Source organism: Rhizobium sp. BK251 (assembly GCF_004345245.1).
Classification (GTDB): domain Bacteria; phylum Pseudomonadota; class Alphaproteobacteria; order Rhizobiales; family Rhizobiaceae; genus Rhizobium.
In genome coordinates this window covers 54,976-74,564 of sequence record NZ_SLUQ01000002.1, presented here as the reverse complement: position 1 = coordinate 74,564, position 19,589 = coordinate 54,976, and the positions used below count along the sequence as shown (strand labels likewise).

The 19,589-nt window shown below is 61.1% G+C and carries 18 protein-coding genes; 12 read left to right on the top strand and 6 right to left on the bottom strand.

The annotated features are described in order from the left end of the window. The first annotated feature begins 174 nt into the window (after window positions 1-174). The gene (locus tag EV286_RS04320; RefSeq protein ID WP_132955795.1) at window positions 175-834 is read left to right on the top strand and encodes a peroxiredoxin; all 660 of its coding nucleotides are present in this window, start codon (window positions 175-177) and stop codon (window positions 832-834) included. A 45-nt stretch (window positions 835-879) separates the two neighbouring features. Next, window positions 880-1,917, top strand: a complete 1,038-nt coding sequence (locus EV286_RS04315) for an MBL fold metallo-hydrolase (protein WP_132955794.1) — start codon at window positions 880-882, stop codon at window positions 1,915-1,917. 78 nt (window positions 1,918-1,995) lie between these two features. Here EV286_RS04315 and EV286_RS04310 read toward each other — a convergent pair whose 3' ends face one another. Further along, a complete protein-coding gene (locus EV286_RS04310) occupies window positions 1,996-3,198 on the bottom strand; it encodes a multidrug effflux MFS transporter (protein WP_132955793.1) in 1,203 nt (400 codons plus the stop codon). A 209-nt stretch (window positions 3,199-3,407) separates the two neighbouring features. Here EV286_RS04310 and EV286_RS04305 point away from each other — a divergent pair, with 209 nt between their 5' ends. Further along, window positions 3,408-4,106, top strand: coding sequence for a TetR/AcrR family transcriptional regulator (locus tag EV286_RS04305; RefSeq protein ID WP_132955792.1), 699 nt, complete (start codon window positions 3,408-3,410; stop codon window positions 4,104-4,106). A gap of 58 nt (window positions 4,107-4,164) precedes the next feature. Here the strand turns inward: EV286_RS04305 and rutR are convergent, their stop codons facing one another. Continuing rightward, window positions 4,165-4,821, bottom strand: coding sequence for an HTH-type transcriptional regulator RutR (gene rutR, locus EV286_RS04300; protein WP_132955791.1), 657 nt, complete (start codon window positions 4,819-4,821; stop codon window positions 4,165-4,167). Window positions 4,822-5,119: 298 nt separating this feature from the next. On the opposite strand from rutR, the gene EV286_RS04295 reads away from it, so the two are divergent. Further along, on the top strand, window positions 5,120-6,373 hold the full coding sequence (locus EV286_RS04295; RefSeq protein WP_132955790.1) for a Zn-dependent hydrolase: 1,254 nt from the start codon (window positions 5,120-5,122) through the stop codon (window positions 6,371-6,373). A gap of 54 nt (window positions 6,374-6,427) precedes the next feature. After that, on the top strand, window positions 6,428-7,882 hold the full coding sequence (hydA, locus tag EV286_RS04290; RefSeq protein WP_132955789.1) for a dihydropyrimidinase: 1,455 nt from the start codon (window positions 6,428-6,430) through the stop codon (window positions 7,880-7,882). A gap of 27 nt (window positions 7,883-7,909) precedes the next feature. Here the strand turns inward: hydA and EV286_RS04285 are convergent, their stop codons facing one another. Beyond that, entirely contained in the window at window positions 7,910-8,323 is a 414-nt protein-coding gene (locus tag EV286_RS04285; RefSeq protein ID WP_132955788.1) for a cupin domain-containing protein, read from the bottom strand. Between the two features lie 120 nt (window positions 8,324-8,443). On the opposite strand from EV286_RS04285, the gene EV286_RS04280 reads away from it, so the two are divergent. From EV286_RS04280 to EV286_RS04250, 7 genes are all read left to right on the top strand, one after another. Beyond that, window positions 8,444-9,235, top strand: coding sequence for an ABC transporter ATP-binding protein (locus tag EV286_RS04280; protein WP_132955787.1), 792 nt, complete (start codon window positions 8,444-8,446; stop codon window positions 9,233-9,235). A gap of 9 nt (window positions 9,236-9,244) precedes the next feature. Continuing rightward, window positions 9,245-9,580 (top strand): hypothetical protein, encoded by a 336-nt coding sequence (locus EV286_RS04275; RefSeq protein WP_132955786.1) that lies wholly within the window; start codon window positions 9,245-9,247, stop codon window positions 9,578-9,580. A gap of 2 nt (window positions 9,581-9,582) precedes the next feature. Then, window positions 9,583-10,470: an ABC transporter permease gene (locus tag EV286_RS04270; RefSeq protein ID WP_132956304.1), complete on the top strand. Its 888-nt coding sequence runs from the start codon at window positions 9,583-9,585 to the stop codon at window positions 10,468-10,470. Beyond that, a complete protein-coding gene (locus tag EV286_RS04265; RefSeq protein WP_132955785.1) occupies window positions 10,467-11,594 on the top strand; it encodes an ABC transporter permease in 1,128 nt (375 codons plus the stop codon). Before EV286_RS04270 ends, EV286_RS04265 begins: the two co-directional genes overlap by 4 nt. A 61-nt stretch (window positions 11,595-11,655) precedes the next feature. Beyond that, window positions 11,656-12,627 (top strand): ABC transporter substrate-binding protein, encoded by a 972-nt coding sequence (locus EV286_RS04260; RefSeq protein WP_132955784.1) that lies wholly within the window; start codon window positions 11,656-11,658, stop codon window positions 12,625-12,627. Between the two features lie 415 nt (window positions 12,628-13,042). Then, window positions 13,043-14,233, top strand: coding sequence for an efflux RND transporter periplasmic adaptor subunit (locus EV286_RS04255; RefSeq protein ID WP_132955783.1), 1,191 nt, complete (start codon window positions 13,043-13,045; stop codon window positions 14,231-14,233). A gap of 14 nt (window positions 14,234-14,247) precedes the next feature. Next, on the top strand, window positions 14,248-17,565 hold the full coding sequence (locus EV286_RS04250) for an efflux RND transporter permease subunit (protein WP_132955782.1): 3,318 nt from the start codon (window positions 14,248-14,250) through the stop codon (window positions 17,563-17,565). A 68-nt stretch (window positions 17,566-17,633) separates the two neighbouring features. On the opposite strand, the gene ureG is transcribed toward EV286_RS04250, so the two are convergent. The 3 genes from ureG to ureE all read right to left on the bottom strand — a co-directional run bounded on the left by ureG (window position 17,634) and on the right by ureE (window position 19,560). After that, window positions 17,634-18,245, bottom strand: coding sequence for an urease accessory protein UreG (ureG, locus tag EV286_RS04245; protein ID WP_132955781.1), 612 nt, complete (start codon window positions 18,243-18,245; stop codon window positions 17,634-17,636). A 94-nt stretch (window positions 18,246-18,339) separates the two neighbouring features. After that, complete coding sequence (locus EV286_RS04240) at window positions 18,340-19,011, bottom strand: urease accessory protein UreF (RefSeq protein ID WP_132955780.1); 672 nt, start codon at window positions 19,009-19,011, stop codon at window positions 18,340-18,342. 6 nt (window positions 19,012-19,017) lie between these two features. Beyond that, window positions 19,018-19,560: an urease accessory protein UreE gene (ureE, locus tag EV286_RS04235; protein ID WP_132955779.1), complete on the bottom strand. Its 543-nt coding sequence runs from the start codon at window positions 19,558-19,560 to the stop codon at window positions 19,018-19,020. Window positions 19,561-19,589 lie beyond the last annotated feature (29 nt).

Here is a 19,589-nt window from a genome sequence, read left to right as displayed (position 1 = left end):
GGGCGACGCGTCAGGCGCCGATTTCCAGTACCCATGCGCGAGTAAATTATGTCGACTGCAATCCGAGTCGTGACATCTGCAACCAATTATCCGGACGCCCGACGTTGTCCGGCAAGGCAAAAGGTGCAGACTTCGGTGGTTACAAACCCCTTTCACGACAAGAGGTATGCAGCCATGCTGGCAATCAACGAAATAGCACCGGATTTCACCGTTGAGACGACCGAAGGCGAGATTCGCTTTCACGACTGGATCGGTGATTCATGGGCGGTGCTTTTCTCGCACCCCAAGGACTTCACGCCCGTCTGCACAACCGAGCTCGGCTACATGGCACGGATGAAGCCGGAGTTCGACAAGCGCGGCGTAAAGATCATCGGCTTGTCGGTCGATCCACTGGACCGCCACGCCGGCTGGGCGAGCGACATCGAGGAGACCCAGGGCTTCGCTCCCAACTATCCCATGATCGCCGACGTCGACTACACCGTTTCCAAGCTTTACGGCATGCTGCCCGCGCCGGTTTCCGGCGATCCAACGAAACGCACCCCTGCCGACAACCAGACCGTGCGGAATGTCTTCGTCATCGGCCCCGACAAGAAGATCAAGCTGGTCATGATCTATCCGATGACCACAGGTCGCAATTTCGATGAGATCCTGCGCGTGGTAGACTCGCTGCAGCTTACCGCTCGCCACAAGGTCGCAACCCCGGTCAACTGGCAGCAAGGCGAGGACGTGATCATCGCCGGCAGTGTCAGCGACGAGGAAGCGAAAAAACAATATCCGGAGGGCTGGCGCGCACCGAAGCCTTATATCAGGATCGTTCCCCAGCCGAAGGGCTAGGGTCATGGGTCATCGCCCCGCCAGTCCAACGCAAGGGAGGCATAAATGATTTTCCGTCAGCTTTTCGACAGCGTTTCCGGCACTTACACCTACCTGATTGCCAGCAGGCGGGGCGGCGAGGCGCTCATCATCGATCCGGTGCTCGAAAAGGTCGATCGCTACCTCAAGCTGGTCGAGGAGCTCGACCTCAAGCTGGTGAAGGCGGTCGACACGCATCTGCATGCCGATCACATCACCGGGCTCGGCGCTCTGCGCGACCGCACGCACTGCGTGACCGTGATGGGGGAGCAGACCCTTGCCGACGTCGTCTCCATGCGGGTCGCCGAAGGAGATCGTATCGCCATCGAGGGACTGAGCCTAGACGTGCTCTATACCCCCGGTCACACGGATGACTCCTACTCCTTCCTCATGGAAGGGAGAGTCTTTACCGGCGATACGCTTCTTATCCGCGGCACGGGCCGAACCGACTTCCAGAATGGCAACCCGCGCCAGCAATATGATTCGATCTTCAACAAGCTGCTGAGGCTGCCAGACGAAACCCTGCTCTATCCCGCCCACGACTATAAGGGCGACACTGTTTCCACGATCGGCGAGGAGCGGCTCTTCAATCCGAGACTGAAAGTCCAATCGATCGACGAATATGTCGACCTCATGAACAACCTGAACCTGCCTAACCCGAAGATGATGGATGTTGCCGTACCCGCCAACATCCATGTCGGCCTACATCAGGACTTGATTGCCTTGAATGGATGGGCGCTCTCCGCGACGGATGCCATGGCGATACGCGGCCGTTCCGATGTAGCCATCGTGGACCTGCGCGAAAGAAGCGAGCGCGAAAAATACGGGGTCATTCCCGGTTCGCTGCACGCACCCTATGCGGATCTGCAGGAAAACATCAGCGCAGGCGGCATGCTGCACGAATTGGCGGCAGCGACCGGCAAGCGGATCGTCTTCTACTGCGCCTTCGGCGAACGATCCGCGATGGCGGTACAGGCCGCCCAGGACGCGGGCCTCGTGACGGCCTGCCACATTCAGGGTGGTATCGATGCCTGGAAGAAGGCCGACGGGCCGATCGCCCACTGACGGCGAATATCCGGGGAATGCAAAAGCGCCGCCCTCAGGGCGGCGCTTTGATGTTCGGAGAAGAGTTTCGGGTGCGACCTATTCCGCCGCAGCGGGCGAGAGGCGGCGTCGACCGATCGTCGCCTGCGTAAGGATGAACGCGGCTACGGCGCAAAGCGCTACACCGGCGGCCATCGGCACGGCAGTGCCGTCAAAGAAGATACCGGCCACCAGCATGGCGATTGCCGCCGTAACGAACTGCAGCGTCCCCATGAGCGCCGAGGCGGTGCCGGCGATTTCACCATGGTCCTCGAGCGCGAGTACGCCAGTCGTCGGAATGACAAGGCCGAGGAAGCCGTAGCCGACGAAGAGGAAAGCCGCCATCACGGGTAGCTGGCTGAAGCCCAGGCTCATGACGATGACCATCACGGCCATGGTGAGAGCGAAGAAGGTCACCGCCGTGCGCATGACGCGCACCAGACCGAAGCGTTCGCCGAGCCAGCCTGTCGCCTGCGATACGGCAAAGAACGACACGGCATTGATCGAGAACGCAAAGCTGTACTCGGTCGGCGTCAGCCCGTAGTGGTCAATCAGCACGAAGGGTGAGTTTGCGAGATAGACGAGGAAGGACGAGATGCCGAGCCCGCCGATGAAGGTGAGCGTCAGGAAGTTGCGATCGCCGAGCAGCAAACGATAGGCCGCCATGGCGCTGCGGAGGCCGCTTTCCGAGCGATCCTCCTTCGGGCGCGTCTCATGCAACTGCGTCGCCAGCAGGATCAACCCGATTAAGGCTGCGATCATCACGGCCCAGAAGACGCCGCGCCAGCCATAAAAGGCAATGACGCCGCTGCCGGTGAGCGGTGCAAGGATCGGCGAAATGCTGAAGACGAGCATCAGCAGCGACATTAGCCGCGCCGCCTGGACGCCCGTATGCATGTCACGCACGATCGCCCGCGGAATGACCATGCCTGCCGCCCCGCCGATGCCCTGCAGGAAGCGAAAGGCGATGAGGGTCTCGATGTTCTGCGCCAGTGCGCAGCCCACGCTTGCCACGGCGAAGAGGCCGATGCCGAGATAGAGCGGCAGCTTGCGGCCCCACATGTCCGAAAGCGGACCATAGAATAGCTGGAAGACCGCAAATGGGATGAAGAAGAAAAGCAGGCTTAGCTGGACGAGGCTGTTCTCGGCGGAGAGATCCTGGCCGATCGAAGGCAGGGCCGGGAGATACATGTCGATTGCGAAGGGGCCGATGGCAGAGAGAAGACCAAGTATGAGCGCCATGCGAAAGAAGGAAGCCGTCATAGGGAAATCTTTCAAAACAGCGGTGCACGAAACCGAGCGCCTGCACACCGCGTCGCTCTTGAGGGTTTGAAGGAATTGGCGGTCATCGACATGATCGCGTGCTTGGGAGGATCACGCGGATGCGTCGATAACCGGTGTCAACAAATTTGGACACTAATGTAAAATTAGACACCATTGTCTAATCCGTCAAGACGCATTACCTTTGTGGTATGAAAAGTCGCAAGCAGCCCGCAGCGAAGAATACCGGCCACACCCAACGCGGTCAGTGCGTTAAGCGCGTCTCAATCGTTGAGGCCGCAGCAGAGGTCTTCTGCCGCGAGGGTTTTTCGGGCGCAAGCATCGATGAGATTGCCGCCGAGGCCTGCGTCTCCCGCCAGACAATATATAATCACTATCGGGAAAAGGAGACGCTGTTTGTCGCAGTCGTCGAAGAAGTGATGAGCCGCGCCAATGCGAGGCTCTTCTCGATACTTTCGACCTTTCCCGATAGCGACGACAATCTGGAAGACGACCTCACGGCCTTTGCCGTCAGCCTGACGCGCAACTGCATATGCAATCAGGACGGCAAGTTCCTTCGCAAGCTGGTGCAGAGCGAGGGCGAGCGCTATCCGCATCTCTTTGAGACGTGGCGCCAGCACGGACCGGGCAAGACGGGCACGGCGCTTGCTGCACTTTTCTCGCGTCTCGCCCACAAAGGCGCCCTGCAGATCGATGACTTCGATCTCGCCGCCCGGCAATTCCTGGCTCTCATCAATGCCGACCTGCAGATCATCAGCCTGTTTGGAGAGGCGCTGACCGACGAGCAACTGGAAAGCTCTTCCCGCGCCGCCGTCCAGACTTTCCTGCGCGCTTATGGAAAGCCAGCGACTCGAAGGTCGCAACTGGCGCTCGAAGAGGCGAATCTCTAACGCCCACGGCCGCTCTGCGCCTTGGACAACAACGTCCAACGGTGCGCAATGGCACGCCCTATCCGGCCTTCACCGCATGCCGGACACCCAGCCCACCGATGAAGAGCTGCTCGAGAAAACGGGCAGCATCCTCGAAGCGCCCTTCCCCCGCATGTTCCTGGCCGAGTACGGCGCGCACCTGCACGTCGAAGTCCGCATAGTGCTGGGTTGTGGACCAGATGGAGAAGATCAGGTGATAGGGATCGCATTTGGCGATCTTGCCCGCCCGCGCCCAGGCGCGGATCACCTCCGCCTTCTCGTCGACAAGGCTCTTTAGAGGTCCCTTCAACTCGTCTTCCACATGCGGTGCGCCCTGCAGCATCTCGTTGGCAAAAAGTCGGCTTTCCCGCGGATAGTCGCGCGCCATTTCCAGCTTGCGGCGGATGTAGCTGCGGATTTCGCTTTCGGGATCACCCTCGGCATCGAAGGCCCGCAACGGCTCCAGCCAGGTGTCGAGCACCCGGTCGATAAGGGCGCGGTGCATCGCCTCCTTGGTACGGAAATAATAGAGCAGATTGGGCTTCGACATGCCCGCAACTTCGGCGATCTGGTCAATCGTCGAGCCACGGAAGCCATGGACCGAAAACACGTCCAGGGCTGCCTCAAGTATCTGCTCTTCCTTTTCTTCCTGGATGCGTGTGCGGCGCTGTGTCCTTGCTGCGCGCGGGATGCCCATGTCCTCGTTTTCCCCCTTGAAAATCAGAGCCTTGGTCAGGCATGCAAATCCTGCAAAGGTTGCCGGCAATTTCAGCAGCTGCCTGTAATTTTGTCTGTATTTTTTGTGTTTTTCGTCTTGAGCGCCGCGATGGAAGTTGTAATGTTTACCAAACGGTCAAATTATCGTCCACTTGTCAAGTAAAGACAACTGTCGATTCTCCGGCGAAAGAGAAACAAAAATCGCGCCGGCCAGTGACCACGGGAACAGACGGGAATGCCAACGGCAGGACCGCGACAAGAACTGGTGAGGACGCAAAATGGTGGCAGCACCTGGCGAAAACATGCGCGTGAACGGCGATCGCCTGTGGGATAGTCTCATGGAGATGGCCAAGATAGGCCCGGGCGTTGCGGGCGGCAACAACCGTCAGACCCTGACGGACTCCGACGCCGAGGGGCGCAATCTCTTCAAATCCTGGTGCGAGAAAGCCGGCCTGACGCTCGGCATCGACAAGATGGGCACGATGTTCGCGACCCGTCCCGGCACCGACCCGGATGCGCTGCCCGTCTATGTCGGCTCGCACCTCGACACCCAGCCGACCGGCGGCAAGTACGACGGCGTGCTCGGCGTGCTGGGCGCCCTTGAAGTGGTCCGCACCATGAACGACCTCGGCATCAGGACCAAGCACCCGATCGTCGTCACCAACTGGACGAACGAAGAAGGCGCGCGCTTTGCACCGGCCATGCTCGCCTCCGGCGTCTTTGCCGGCGTCCATTCGCTGGAATATGCCTATGAACGCAAGGATCCCGAAGGCAAGACCTTCGGCGAGGAACTGAAGCGCATCGGCTGGCTGGGCGACGAGGAAGTCGGCGCCCGCAAGATGCACGCCTATTTCGAGTATCACATCGAACAGGGGCCGATCCTCGAAGCCGAAGAGAAGCAGATCGGCGTCGTCACGCACTGTCAGGGCTTGTGGTGGCTGGAATTCACGCTGACCGGTAGGGAGGCTCATACCGGCTCCACGCCGATGAACATGCGCGTGAATGCCGGGCTTGCCATGTCGCGCATCCTTGAGATGGTCCAGGGCGTGGCGATGGGCGAGCAGCCGGGTGCGGTCGGCGGCGTCGGCCAGGTCTTCTTCTCGCCGAACTCCCGCAACGTCCTGCCGGGCAAGGTCGTCTTCACCGTCGATATCCGCTCGCCGGACAAGGCGAAGCTCGACCGCATGCGGGCGAAAATCGAGGCAGAAGCGCCAAAGATCTGCGAAGCACTCGGCGTTGGCTGTTCCATTGAGCCAATCGGCCATTTCGCGCCGGTGACCTTCGATCCGACGCTCGTCACTGCCGTGCGCAACGCAGCCGAGAGGCTGGGCTACAGCCACATGAACATCATTTCCGGCGCCGGTCACGATGCTTGCTGGGCTGCCAAGGTCGCGCCGGCAACCATGGTCATGTGCCCATGTGTCGGCGGCCTTTCGCACAACGAGGCCGAGGATATCTCCAAGGAATGGGCAACGGCCGGCGCCGACGTGCTCTTCCATGCCGTGGTCGAGACGGCGGGCATCGTCGCATAGCCGCCACGGCAGAGCATCGCTCGAAACGACAACACAAAATCGGGAACAGATGTCATGAGCACAGTCATCAAGGGTGGAACCATCGTCACGGCCGACCTGACCTACAAGGCGGACGTGAAGATCGAGGGCGGCAAGATCATCGAGATCGGACCCAACCTTTCCGGAACAGAGACGCTGGACGCCACCGGGTGCTACATCATGCCGGGCGGCATCGATCCGCACACCCATCTCGAAATGCCATTCATGGGCACCTATTCGTCAGACGATTTCGAGAGCGGCACGCGGGCGGCCCTTGCCGGCGGCACGACGATGGTCGTCGATTTCGCGCTCCCCTCACCCGGCCAGTCGATGCTGGAAGCGCTGCAGATGTGGGACAACAAGTCGACGCGCGCCAATTGCGACTACTCCTTCCACATGGCGATTACCTGGTGGAGCGAGCAGGTCTTCAACGAGATGGAGACGGTCGTCAAGGAAAAGGGCATCAACACCTTCAAGCACTTCATGGCCTACAAGGGCGCGCTGATGGTGGACGACGACGAGATGTTCTCCTCGTTCCAGCGCTGCGCCGCTCTCGGAGCCCTGCCCCTCGTCCACGCCGAAAACGGAGACGTGGTGGCGCAGATGCAGGCAAAGCTGCTCGCCGAGGGCAACAACGGCCCGGAGGCGCATGCCTATTCGCGACCAGCCGAGGTGGAGGGCGAGGCTACGAACCGCGCCATCATGATCGCCGACATGGCAGGATGCCCCGTCTATATCGTCCACACCTCCTGTGAGCAGGCACATGAGGCGATCCGCCGGGCCCGGCAGAAGGGCATGCGCGTCTATGGCGAGCCCCTTATCCAGCACCTGACGCTGGATGAGACCGAATATTTCGACAAGGACTGGGATCACGCCGCACGCCGGGTCATGAGCCCACCCTTCCGCAGCAAGCTTCACCAGGACTCACTCTGGGCAGGTCTTGCCTCCGGCTCATTGCAGGTCGTCGCGACCGACCACTGCGCCTTCACCACGGCGCAGAAGCGTTTCGGCGTCGGCGATTTCACCAAGATCCCCAACGGGACCGGCGGTCTCGAGGATCGCATGCCGATGCTCTGGACGCATGGGGTGGCAACCGGCCGCCTGACGATGAACGAGTTCGTCGCCGTCACCTCGACCAATATCGCCAAGATCCTCAACATCTATCCGAAGAAGGGGGCGGTCCTCGTCGGCGCCGACGCCGACCTCGTCGTCTGGGATCCGAAGCGCTCCAAGACGATTGCGGCAAAGACCCAGCAATCCGCCATCGACTACAATGTCTTCGAGGGCAAGACGGTGACCGGGCTGCCGCGCTACACGCTGACGCGCGGCGTCGTGGCAATCGAGGAGAATACGGTCAAGACGCAGCAGGGCCATGGCGAATTCGTCCGCCGCGATCCCTTCCCCGCCGTCAGCACGGCACTCTCCACCTGGAAGGAAATCACCTCGCCGCGCAAGGTCGAGCGCAGCGGCATTCCCGCAAGCGGGGTGTGAGGCTTGCTCACAGCACTACGAAATGCGTCATTGCGGCACCAGCGCATCGAGTTCCGGCAGGAGGACGACGCTCTCCTGTTCGTTCGGATCGGTGCGCGCGATGATCGCGGTGCAGGGCGTACTGCTGAGGTTCGCAGGCAGGTGCGGCACGCCGGCGGGAATGTAGAAGAGCTCGCCGGCATGGACGACGATATGGTTTTCCAGTCGGTCGCCATACCAGGTATGTGCCTCGCCGGAGAGCATGTAGATCGCGGTCTCGTGCGCCTCGTGGAGATGGGCCTTGGCCCGCGCGCCGGGCGGTATCGTCAGGATATGCATGCAGATGGCATTCGAACCGACGGTCTCGGCGGCGATGCCTTCGAAATAGCTGAGCCCCTGCTTTCCGCCGTAGGTGTGATGCGGCTTGACCAGATGGCAGGTGGGTTTTGACTTCGCGTCCATCGCTCTTCTCCACAGGAATTGTCGCCGGGGTTTCCATCCCTTGTTCTTACGCGACCTTCACAACAAGAATAACATGCAACATGCTGTCGCCCTTATGCAAAACATGACTGGTATCCCTTGATGAATTCTCAGAGCGCCTCCGTCGTCTCCGCCAAGGACCTCTGTCTGACCTTTCAGACCAATGACGGTCCCGTGCATGCCCTGACGAATGTCGATCTCGACGTACGCAAGGGTGACTTTGTCTCGTTCATCGGTCCATCCGGTTGCGGCAAGACCACCTTCCTGCGCGTCATCGCCGACCTCGAACGGAAAACGTCGGGCACGATTACCGTCAACGGCATGACACCCGACGAAGCGCGCAAGGCGCGCTCCTACGGCTATGTCTTCCAGGCGGCCGCGCTTTATCCCTGGCGCACGATCGAGAAGAACATTGCGCTGCCTCTGGAGATCATGGGTTATTCCTCCGCCGAGCAAAAGAAACGCATCGAGCAGACGCTGGAACTCGTCAACCTCACGGGCTTCGCCCACAAATATCCCTGGCAGCTTTCGGGCGGCATGCAGCAGCGCGCCTCGATCGCCCGCGCGCTCGCCTTCGACGCCGACCTGCTCCTGATGGACGAGCCTTTCGGCGCACTCGACGAGATCGTCCGCGACCACCTGAACGAGGAGCTTCTGAAGCTCTGGAAGCGAACGAACAAGACAATCTGCTTCGTGACGCACTCGATTCCGGAGGCGGTCTATCTCTCGACGAAGATCGTGGTCATGTCGCCGCGGCCGGGCCGTGTTACCGACATCATCGAATCGACGCTGCCGGCAGAACGCCCGCTCGGCATCCGCGAAACCCCGGAGTTCCTCGAAATTGCCCATCGCGTCCGCGAGGGCTTGCGCGCGGGACATAGCTATGAGGAATAGGAGCCGCCGATGAAAGCCCAGTTCATCCTCTGGCTCGCCGCTGCCATGGTCGTGTTCCTCAGCGCCGCCACCGCCTCGCGCGCCTATGTCTCGAACAGCAACCTTCTCGTCCTCGTCCTCTCCCTTGCCCTCTACTGTGTCGGCAACCTGATGATGGTGCGCCTGATGCGCGAAGGCGGGCTTGGCCTTGCCATTTCGGCCTCGGCCATCGCGCAACTGCTCCTCATCAACGTCATCGCCTTCGTGATTTTCGGCGAGCGGCTCAACAATCTGCAGATCGCGGGCGTCGGGCTGGGCGTTGTCTCGATGGTGCTGATGCTTTTGCCGCTGCAGGGGAAGGCGTGATGATGGAAAAGGAGCAGTTCTTCAGACATCGCTTCCTGCCCGTCACGACAATCGTGCTTGCGTTGATCGTCATCTGGTATGTCTTCGCGGTAATCCTCAACGCGCCGTTCCAGCGCGACATGGACACGCGCGCCAATGAAACGCCCGGCTCGGTGGAGTTCATCGGGAGAACCCTGTCCCAGCCAAAGCCGGTGCTGCCCGCCCCGCACCAGGTGGCGCAGAACGTCTTCGAGAACACCTTCATGCGAAGGCTCTCAAGCAACCGCAGCCTCGTCTATCACAGCTGGGTAACGCTCTCGTCCACCATGCTCGGCTTCGGCTTCGGCACGCTGCTTGGCATCGTGATTGCGGTCGGCATCGTGCATATCCGGGCGCTCGACCGCAGCCTGATGCCCTGGATCATCGCCTCACAGACCGTGCCGATCCTCGCCATCGCGCCAATGGTGATCGTCGTGCTCGGGGCGATCAACATCACCGGGCTCATTCCGAAGGCGCTGATATCCACCTATCTGTCCTTCTTCCCTGTCGCCGTGGGGATGGTGAAGGGCCTGCGCTCCCCCGAGGTCATGCATCTCGACCTGATGCGGACCTACAATGCCACGGCCGCCCAGACCTTCTGGAAGCTGCGGGTGCCGGCCTCCGTCCCGTTTCTCTTCACCTCGATGAAGGTGGCGATCGCCGCAAGCCTCGTCGGCGCGATCGTCGGCGAGCTGCCGACCGGCGCCGTCGCCGGCATCGGCTCGAAGCTGCTGGCCGGATCCTATTACAGCCAGACGATCGATATCTGGGCAGCTCTGGTCGCCGGCTCGGTGCTGGCCGCCCTGCTCGTCACCATCGTTGGTCTGGTGGCCAAGGTCGTCGACCGCTCCATGGGCGGGAGGGCGGCATGACGCGCCTCGATTTCTCATGGCAGGGCATTCTGAGCCTTCTGCTCTGCGTCGCCGCCATCGCAACGCTCCCGCTCGTTGCCGAGGGAGCCGCTGCACCGTTCAGTGCGACAGATACGGCGATTATCCTTCTGTTCCTTGCGGTTGCAGCACTTCTCTCCTTCGTGAATATGCCGGCCGTGTTTTCGGCGGCGATACTCTTCGTCGGCTCCCACTATGCGGCATGGCTACTCCTGAGCGACATCGCGGGCAACGAGGGCAAGGCGCGGATTTCTTTCTTCATCCTGCTTGCGGCCAGCTGGCTCTTTGCCTGGCGCTGCGTGGTCGTACTCTCGGGCATGACGTCGCGAACGAGCATGGGAAACCTGTGCCTCCGGCTCATCATCCCGGCAATCTTCGGCGCCTGGATCCTCATCATCTGGGAAGCGGTGACGCGCGGAGCAGGCATTCCCTTCGTCCTACTGCCCCCGCCGAGCTCGATCGGCGCGCGCATTGCCGGCTCCATCCCGATCCTGGCCGCCGACGTGCGGCAGACAATCTTCAAGGCTGTGCTGATCGGCTATGCCATCGGCTGCGCCAGCGGCTTCATCGTTGCGATTCTCGCCGATCGCATCGCCTTCCTGCGGCGCGGCCTGCTGCCGATCGGCAACATGGTCTCGGCCCTGCCGATCATCGGCGTTGCGCCGATCATGGTCATGTGGTTCGGCTTCGACTGGCCCTCCAAGGCCGCCGTCGTCGTCGTCATGACCTTCTTCCCCATGCTGGTGAACACCGTTGCGGGACTTTCGGCATCGGGAGCAATGGAGCGCGACCTGATGCGTACCTACGCCTCCGACTACTGGCAGACGCTCCTGAAGCTGCGCCTGCCCGCCGCCATGCCATTCATCTTCAACGCCCTCAAGATCAATTCCACGCTCGCGCTGATCGGGGCGATCGTCGCCGAATTCTTCGGTACGCCAATTGTCGGCATGGGCTTCCGGATATCGACAGAGATAGGCCGCATGAACGTTGACATGGTGTGGGCCGAAATCGCGGTTGCAGCGCTCGCGGGTTCGGTCTTCTATGGCGTTGTCGCGCTCCTGGAGAGGGCAACGACTTTCTGGCATCCGTCTGTCCGTGGTGGGTAGGCTGAGTCCTGGGCCGGCAACGGTGCAAGGGCATAACTTCAGAGGGAAAAGGAAGAAAAAAATGAAAAGAATGATGATTGCATTGATGGCGGGGGCCATGTCTCTCGCAGCGGCGCAGGCGATGGCGGCCGACAAGGTGACGCTGCAACTCAAGTGGGTCACCCAGAGCCAGTTCGCGGGCTACTACGTCGCCAAGGAAAAGGGCTATTACGAGGAAGAGGGTCTCGACGTCGACATCAAGCCGGGCGGTCCGGACATTGCACCGGAGCAGGTCATCGCCGGCGGCGGCGCCGACGTGATCGTCGACTGGATGGGCGGCGCATTGGTGGCGCGCGAAAAGGGCGTTCCGCTCGTCAACATCGCCCAGCCCTTCCAGAAGTCAGGCATGGAAATGATCTGCCGCAAGGACGGCCCGATCAAGACCGAAGCCGACTTCAAGGGCCATACGCTCGGCGTCTGGTTCTTCGGCAACGAGTATCCCTTCTTCGCCTGGATGAACAAGATCGGCCTCAAGACCGACGGCGGCGCGGACGGCGTCACCGTTCTCAAGCAGAGCTTCGACGTACAGCCGCTGCTGCAGAAGCAGGCCGACTGCATCTCCGTCATGACCTATAACGAATACTGGCAGGCGATCGATGCCGGCCTGAAGCCGGAAGACCTGGTCGTCTTCAACTATACGGCCATGGGCAACGACCTCCTGGAAGACGGCCTCTACGCTTCGGAAGAGAAGCTGAAGGACCCGGCCTTCAAGGAAAAGATGGTCAAGTTCGTCAAGGCTTCGATGAAGGGCTGGAAGTATGCCGTCGACAATCCTGACGAAGCGGCCGAAATCGTGGTGGACAACGGCGGCCAGGACGAGAACCATCAGAAGCGCATGATGGGTGAAGTTGCCAAGCTGATCGGCGACGGCACCGGCAAGCTCGACACGACGCTCTATGACCGCACGGCCAAGGCCTTGCTCGACCAGAAGATCATCAACAAGGAACCGTCGGGCGCCTGGACCCACGACGTCACCGACGCCGCCCTGCAGTAGCAGCCAGCGTACTTAACGAACGGCAAACGCGTCGGAGCCATCCGGCGCGTTTTTTCATTTTGTAACAAACTGCTAAAAAGACTGGCGATCTGCTGTCGGATAATTAAAACCTCGTTCGTCTTAATGCCGAGGATCAAAGATCGTCATGCTTGCATAAGCGAAGGGTGATTGATTTGGCATGGACGCAGAACTAAGACTTGAACAGCGGGAATTGTTTTCTACCGCTCTTGTACGCTGCGCAAATCAATACCACGTTTGAAAAGATCTTTGCCGCATGAGGGAATTTACAACATGGAAACGGCAATTGAGACCGGCAGGCAGCCGCTTGGATATTAGTCGATAGCAGCGCATCTCGCGGGCGCCGAACAAGTGCCGCGAATTTGGATTATCCTATCATAAAGATGGAATAGGACGCATGGCTCTGATGCCAAACAGAACTCTTCGTGCTTCGGCTCTCCTGCTCGCGATGCTTGCAGCTTCAACTGCGCTCGCGCAGGAAAAACCCATCACCGACGCGCCCCAGAACCTGCCGGCGATCGTCGTCACCGGCGCCACTGCGCGCGACATGGTAGACCGTGTCGTTGCCACGGGCACCATCAAGCCCGTTGAGGAGATCTACATTCAGCCGCAGATCGAAGGGCTCTCGATCCGCACGCTGAATGTCGACGTCGGAGACAAGGTCAAGGCGGACAGCACGCTTGCGGTCCTCAACGACGACGCGCTGCTTCTGCAGAAAAGCCAGATGCAGGCGACCAAGTCGAAGGGCGAAGCAACGCTCGCCCAGCTTCGCGCGCAGCTGAGCGAAATGCAGGCGAACGCCGAGCAGGCCGAGCAGCAGCGACAGCGCGCTGAGGCGATGGTAACCAGGGGCACGACACCCATTTCGCAACTCGAGCAGGCAAATGCCCTTGCCGCAGCCACGAGGGCGCGTGTCAGATCCGGCGAGCAGGCGATCATCGTGGCCGAGGCTGACCTTAAGGTCGTCGACAGCCAGATTGCCGACACGGACCTCAAACTTGCCCGGACCGACGTGAAGTCGCCGGTCGATGGCACGATTTCTGCCAAGAACGCCAAGGTCGGGGCCATTGCCAGGGCGGCCAGCGATCCGCTGTTTACCGTCATTCGCGACAGCGCCGTCGAACTGGTCGCCGAAGTTCCCGAAAATGAGATCGTCAAGGTCAAGGCCGGCCAAGTGGCAACGATCTCGCTCGCCGGTGGCATCGACAAGCTTGCTGGATCCGTGCGTCTCGTCTCCCCGACAGTCGATCCGGTGACGCGGCTTGGCCTCGTCCGCATATCGATCGACGACGATGCCCGTGCGCTTAGCGGCATGTATGGCAGCGCCGAAATCATAGTCCAGAAGACGCGCGGCGTTTCGCTGCCGCTGACCGCCGTGAACACCGACAGCGAGGGGTCTTCCGTCCGCAAGGTCGAGGACAATGTCGTAAAATACGTGACGGTGCAGACCGGCATTCAGGACGGCCCATATGTCGAGATCGTCAAGGGGCTGAAGGACGGCGACCAAGTGGTCGCCAAGGCGGGTGCCTATGTTCGCGACGGCGACCGTATTTCACCCGTGCGTGACGCATCCGCCGTGTCCAACTGAGGAATTTTAGCACCATGAACTTCTCAGCCTGGTCAATTCGAAATCCGATCGCTCCCCTGCTGGCATTCTTCCTTCTGGTCGTCGTAGGCATCCAGTCCTTCAACAGCCTGCCGATCACCCGTTTCCCGAATATCGACGTCCCGCTTGTCGCTATTACCGTGACGCAGAGCGGCGCTTCGCCGGCCGAGCTGGAAATGCAGGTGACGAAGGAGATCGAGGATGCTGTTGCCTCAATCAACGGCATCGATGAAATCCAGTCGACCGTGACCGACGGTCAGTCGCAGACCGTCGTGATGTTCCGCATGGAAGTACCGACGGAACAGGCGGTCCAGGACACCAAGGACGCAATCGACCGAATCCGCAGCGACCTTCCGGCGAACGTCGAGGAACCGATCGTCTCCAAGATCGATGTCGAGGGACAGGCGATCCAGACCTTTGCCGTCTCATCGCCGAACATGACGCTGGAAGAGCTCTCCTGGTTCGTCGACGACACGGTCAAGCGCGCGCTCCAGGGACAGGCCGGCATCGGCCGCGTTGACCGCTATGGCGGCGCCGATCGCGAGGTTCGCATCGAGCTCAATCCCGACAAGCTGAACGCCTATGGGATTACGGCTGCCAGCGTCAACCAGCAGCTGCGCGGCACCAACGTGGACCTCGGATCCGGCCGTGGCCAGGTCGGCGGCAGCGAGCAGGCGATCCGCGTGCTCGGTGATGCGCGCAACGTCACCGAGCTGACCGACACGACGATTGCGTTGCCCAACGGCCGCTTCGTGAAGCTCTCGGATCTCGGCACCATCAAGGACACCTACGAGGAGCCGAAGTCCTTCTCGCGCTTCAACGACACGCCCGTGGTCACCTTCGGCGTCTTCCGCTCCAAGGGCGCAAGTGAAGTAAGCGTCGCCGAGACGGTCGCGGAGAGCCTGAACAAGGTGCGGGCGGACAATCCGGGCGTCACGATCGAGCTCATCAGTGACTCGGTCTACTTCACCTATGGCAACTACGAAGCCGCCATGCATACGCTGCTTGAAGGCGCGCTTCTCGCGATCATCGTGGTCTTCCTTTTCCTGCGCAACTGGCGGGCGACGCTGATTTCAGCCATTGCCCTGCCGCTTTCGGCGATCCCCACCTTCTGGATCATGGACATGATGGGGTTCTCGCTGAACCTTGTCAGCTTCCTGGCACTGACGCTTGCGACCGGTATTCTCGTCGATGACGCAATCGTAGAGATCGAGAACATCGCCCGCCATATCAAGATGGGCAAGACGCCATATCGCGCCGCGATCGAGGCGGCCGACGAGATCGGTCTTGCCGTCATCGCGACCACGTTCACGATCATCGCCGTCTTTGTGCCCGTCTCCTTCATGCCCGGCATACCGGGGCAGTATTTCATCCAGTTCGGCCTGACGGTGGCCTTCTCGGTGTTCTTCTCATTGATGGTGGCTCGACTCATCACACCGATGATGGCCGCCTATCTCATGCGCGCCGAAGACGGCATGGAAGACCACCACGACAACGACAGCCGGCTGATGAAGGGCTATACCGGCCTGATCCGTGTGACGACGCGGTGGCGCTATACGACGCTGCTCGCCGCCATCGGCTTCCTCGTCGGGTCCCTCTACTTCCTCTTTCAGGTCCCGGGAAGTTTTCTGCCGCCGGAAGATGCCTCGCGCATTGTCCTCTCGGTGGAGCTGCCCCCGAACGCGACGCTCGAGGACACGGAAAAGACCACCGACATCATCTATGACCGTGTGAAGGATATCGGCGGCGTCGAGAGCGTCTTCGTCCTCGGCGGCGCATCCCCCAAGGGCGACCTCGAGCTTCGCCGCGCGACGGTTACGCTAGCGCTCGACAAGCTGGATCATTCGCTTGTTAAGATGCTCGTCAACAACTTCCTGGGCTCCATTCCGGTCATCGGCCAGTACCTGCCGAAGGTCGAGGTGCATGGCCGCGAGACGCCGCAATGGGAGATCGAGAAGGAAGTCTTCGCCCGGGTCCGTTCTATCCCCGATGTCCGCATCCTGAAGCTCAACGACCGTGGCGAACGCGATCTGTCGTTCAACTTCCTCTCCAAGAATGAGAAGGACCTGAGCGACGCGGTCGGCATTCTGGAGGCCAAGCTGCGCGCCGATCCGCTGCTCGCCAACGTCAGCGCCGACGGAGCCCTGCCCCGGCCGGAACTGCAGATTCGCCCGCGCAAGGACCAGGCCGCCCGCCTCGGCATCACGCCGCAGGAGATTTCGGAAACCGTGCGCGTGGCAACCATCGGCGATGTCGACGCGGCACTCGCAAAGATCTCTCTGGACGACCGGCAGATTCCGATCCGCGTACAGGCCTCCTATGACATGCGCCGCGATCTCGGCGCCATCCGCTCGCTGAAGATCCGTACGGCAAGCGGCGGCACCGTGCCGCTGTCGACGGTGGCCGACATCAACTACTCGGAAGGCCCGAGCTCGATCAAGCGCAACAATCGCAATCGCGTTGTCACGATCGGCTCTGACCTGCCGCAGGGTGTCGCGCTGAACACGGCTTCCGACAGGTTCCGCCAGATCGTGCGCGAGGCGGACATCCCGTCGACCGTCCGGCTCGTCGAAAGCGGTGACACGAAGGTGCAGAACGAGATGCAGCAGAGCTTCGTCAACGCCATGTTGATGGGCCTGATGCTGGTGCTGACAGTGCTGATCCTGCTCTTCAAGGACGTCATCCAGCCCTTCACCATCTTGTTCTCGCTGCCGCTGGCCATCGGTGGTGTCGCGGCCGCACTGATCATCACCAACAACCCACTGTCGATGCCCGTCCTGATCGGCATCCTCATGCTGATGGGTATCGTCACGAAGAACGCCATCCTGCTCGTCGATTTCGCGATCGAAATGATGCATCACGGGATGCCGCGCATCCCGGCCATGATCGAGGCGGGCCGCAAGCGCGCGCGCCCGATCATCATGACCTCGATCGCCATGTCTGCGGGCATGCTGCCCTCCGCACTCGGCGTCGGCGAAGGTGGCTCGTTCCGCGCCCCGATGGCCATCGCGGTTATCGGCGGCATCATCGTCTCGACGGTGCTGTCGCTCGTCGTCGTGCCCTCGTTCTTCCTCATCATGGACGATCTCTCGCGCCTGCTTGCCTGGATCTTCGGCCGCATGGTCGGAAAGAAGGAAAAGGAAGAGGAAGCCCTCACCCCCGAGGAGCTGACGAAGGCCGTGGACGAGAATGCGAAGTCGCTCGTCGCTCTCGACGAACGTCTGGAGGCGATCGAGAAGCCGGAGAGCAAGAAGCGCGTGGCAGGTGGCAGCGAAACGAACGTCCTTCGCCTGCCGCCCTTCGCCGCAGAGTAGCAGAGTCCACTGACGCAAAAGAAAAGCCGGGCAAAGCGCCCGGCTTTTTTATGCCTTCAAGGCAAAGGTCAGAGGCCGCCCTGCTCCTTGAGGAAACTGACGATCGTACCGATGCCGTCGCCGCGTTTCATGTCCGAGAAGACGAAGGGGCGGGCTGCGCGCATCCGGGTTGCGTCGCGATCCATGACGTCGAGGTCGGCACCGACATAGGGCGCAAGGTCCTTCTTGTTGATGACCAGGAGATCCGACCGGGTGATGCCCGGCCCGCCCTTGCGCGGAATTTCCTCGCCCTGGCAGACGGAGATGACATAGATCGTGATATCGGCGAGGTCGGGAGAAAATGTCGCGGCCAGGTTGTCGCCGCCGGATTCGATGAAGACCACGTCGAGATCCGGAATGCGCTCGTTCAGTGCGGCGATGGCCTGCAGGTTGATCGTTGCATCCTCGCGGATCGCCGTGTGCGGGCAACCGCCGGTCTCCACGCCCACGATGCGGTCGGAGGAAAGCGCCTGCATGCGCACCAGCGCCTCCGCATCCTCCGTCGTGTAGATGTCGTTCGTCACGACGGCGACAGAGTATTCCTCGCGCATCGCCTTGCAGAGCTTTTCGGTAAGCGCCGTCTTGCCCGAGCCCACCGGGCCACCAATGCCAACGCGCAAAGGTCCATTTCTCGATTTCATGTCTGAAACTCCAATAAAGCGGCATGATAGCCAAGCCTACATGCCAAGCACAGCGGCGAATGACGTAGAGGTCTCCGCTCCCGCATCATTTCCCTCACGAACGGAAGAGCCGGGTCGTCTGCGTCTCGTGGCGAAGGCTCGCAATGTCCGCCTGGATAGCTGCAGCGCCGAGGTCATCGATGCTTGACCCAGCTGCCCGATGGGCAAGGCGTGCAATCAATTCTTCGACACCCGCAAGGATGGTCACGCCGTCACGCTGACCAGCCACGCCGAGACGGATGCCGGCAGAGATGCCCTGCGACGCGACTGCGTGCAGGAAGGCGGCGATCGCTTTCTCGCAGTGCAGTTCGTGGGCGCCTGCGACGGCACCTACCGCCACCGGATAGGCAGTCCGCTCGGGGAGGATCGAAAGGACCGGATGAGGCCATGCGTGCGCTGCCGTCAGAAAGGCTTCGCCGAGCAGCATCGTCTCCTGGTGCCTTTCGCGCGAACCGGCAAGCGCCTCGGCGAGATCCGCGACGGCTGCGAGTTTCTCGGCGTCGGCGTGGGCGCGATGGGCCTCCGCAAGAAGCACTGCGTCGTTCCAAATGGAGCCATGCGCAAGCAGCGTCTCGATCCAGGCGCGCAACCCTGCCGCGTCGGTGACGAGCCCATCGTGAACAGCCCGCTCCAGACCCCCGGAATAGCTGAACGACCCCACCGGGAAAGCCGGCGAGAGCCAGGCCATCAGCCGCAGAAGGGCCTGGAGTTCTCTATCCTCGCTCATGGGCGCTCAATCGTGGGAGTGATGATGCCCGTGGTCGTGCCCATCGTGATCATGACCGTCGTGATCGTGACCATCGTGATCATGGTCGTGGTGGTCATGCCCATGGGAATGGCCGCCGTGGGCGTGATAGGCTCCGCGTGCAGGCTGGAATGGCTCGGTCACTTCACTGACTGTTGCCCCTAGCCCCTGCAGCATGGCACGGATGACATGATCGCGCAGGATGAGGATGCGCTCATCCTCGATCTGCGCCGAAAGATGCCGGTTGCCGAGATGCCAGGCAAGTTCGATAAGATGGCGGCTGTCCCTGCCCTTGATCTCGAAGAGTTTCTCCTCGGCAGCGACGATCTCGATGAGTTCGCCATCTTCGAGCACCAGGAGGTCACCGCTCGCAAAGAGCACAGGCTCCTTGAGGTCGAGCATGACCATGTCGCCATTTTCGAGATGAAGCACCTTTCGGCGCAGATGACGCAGGTCATGCGGAAGCACGACTTTGTCGACGGGGTTGGATGATGGTGTGCCCGCAGGCAGATAGGAGGTGATGCGCTGCATGATGAATCCGCTAGATCAGAACTGACCGC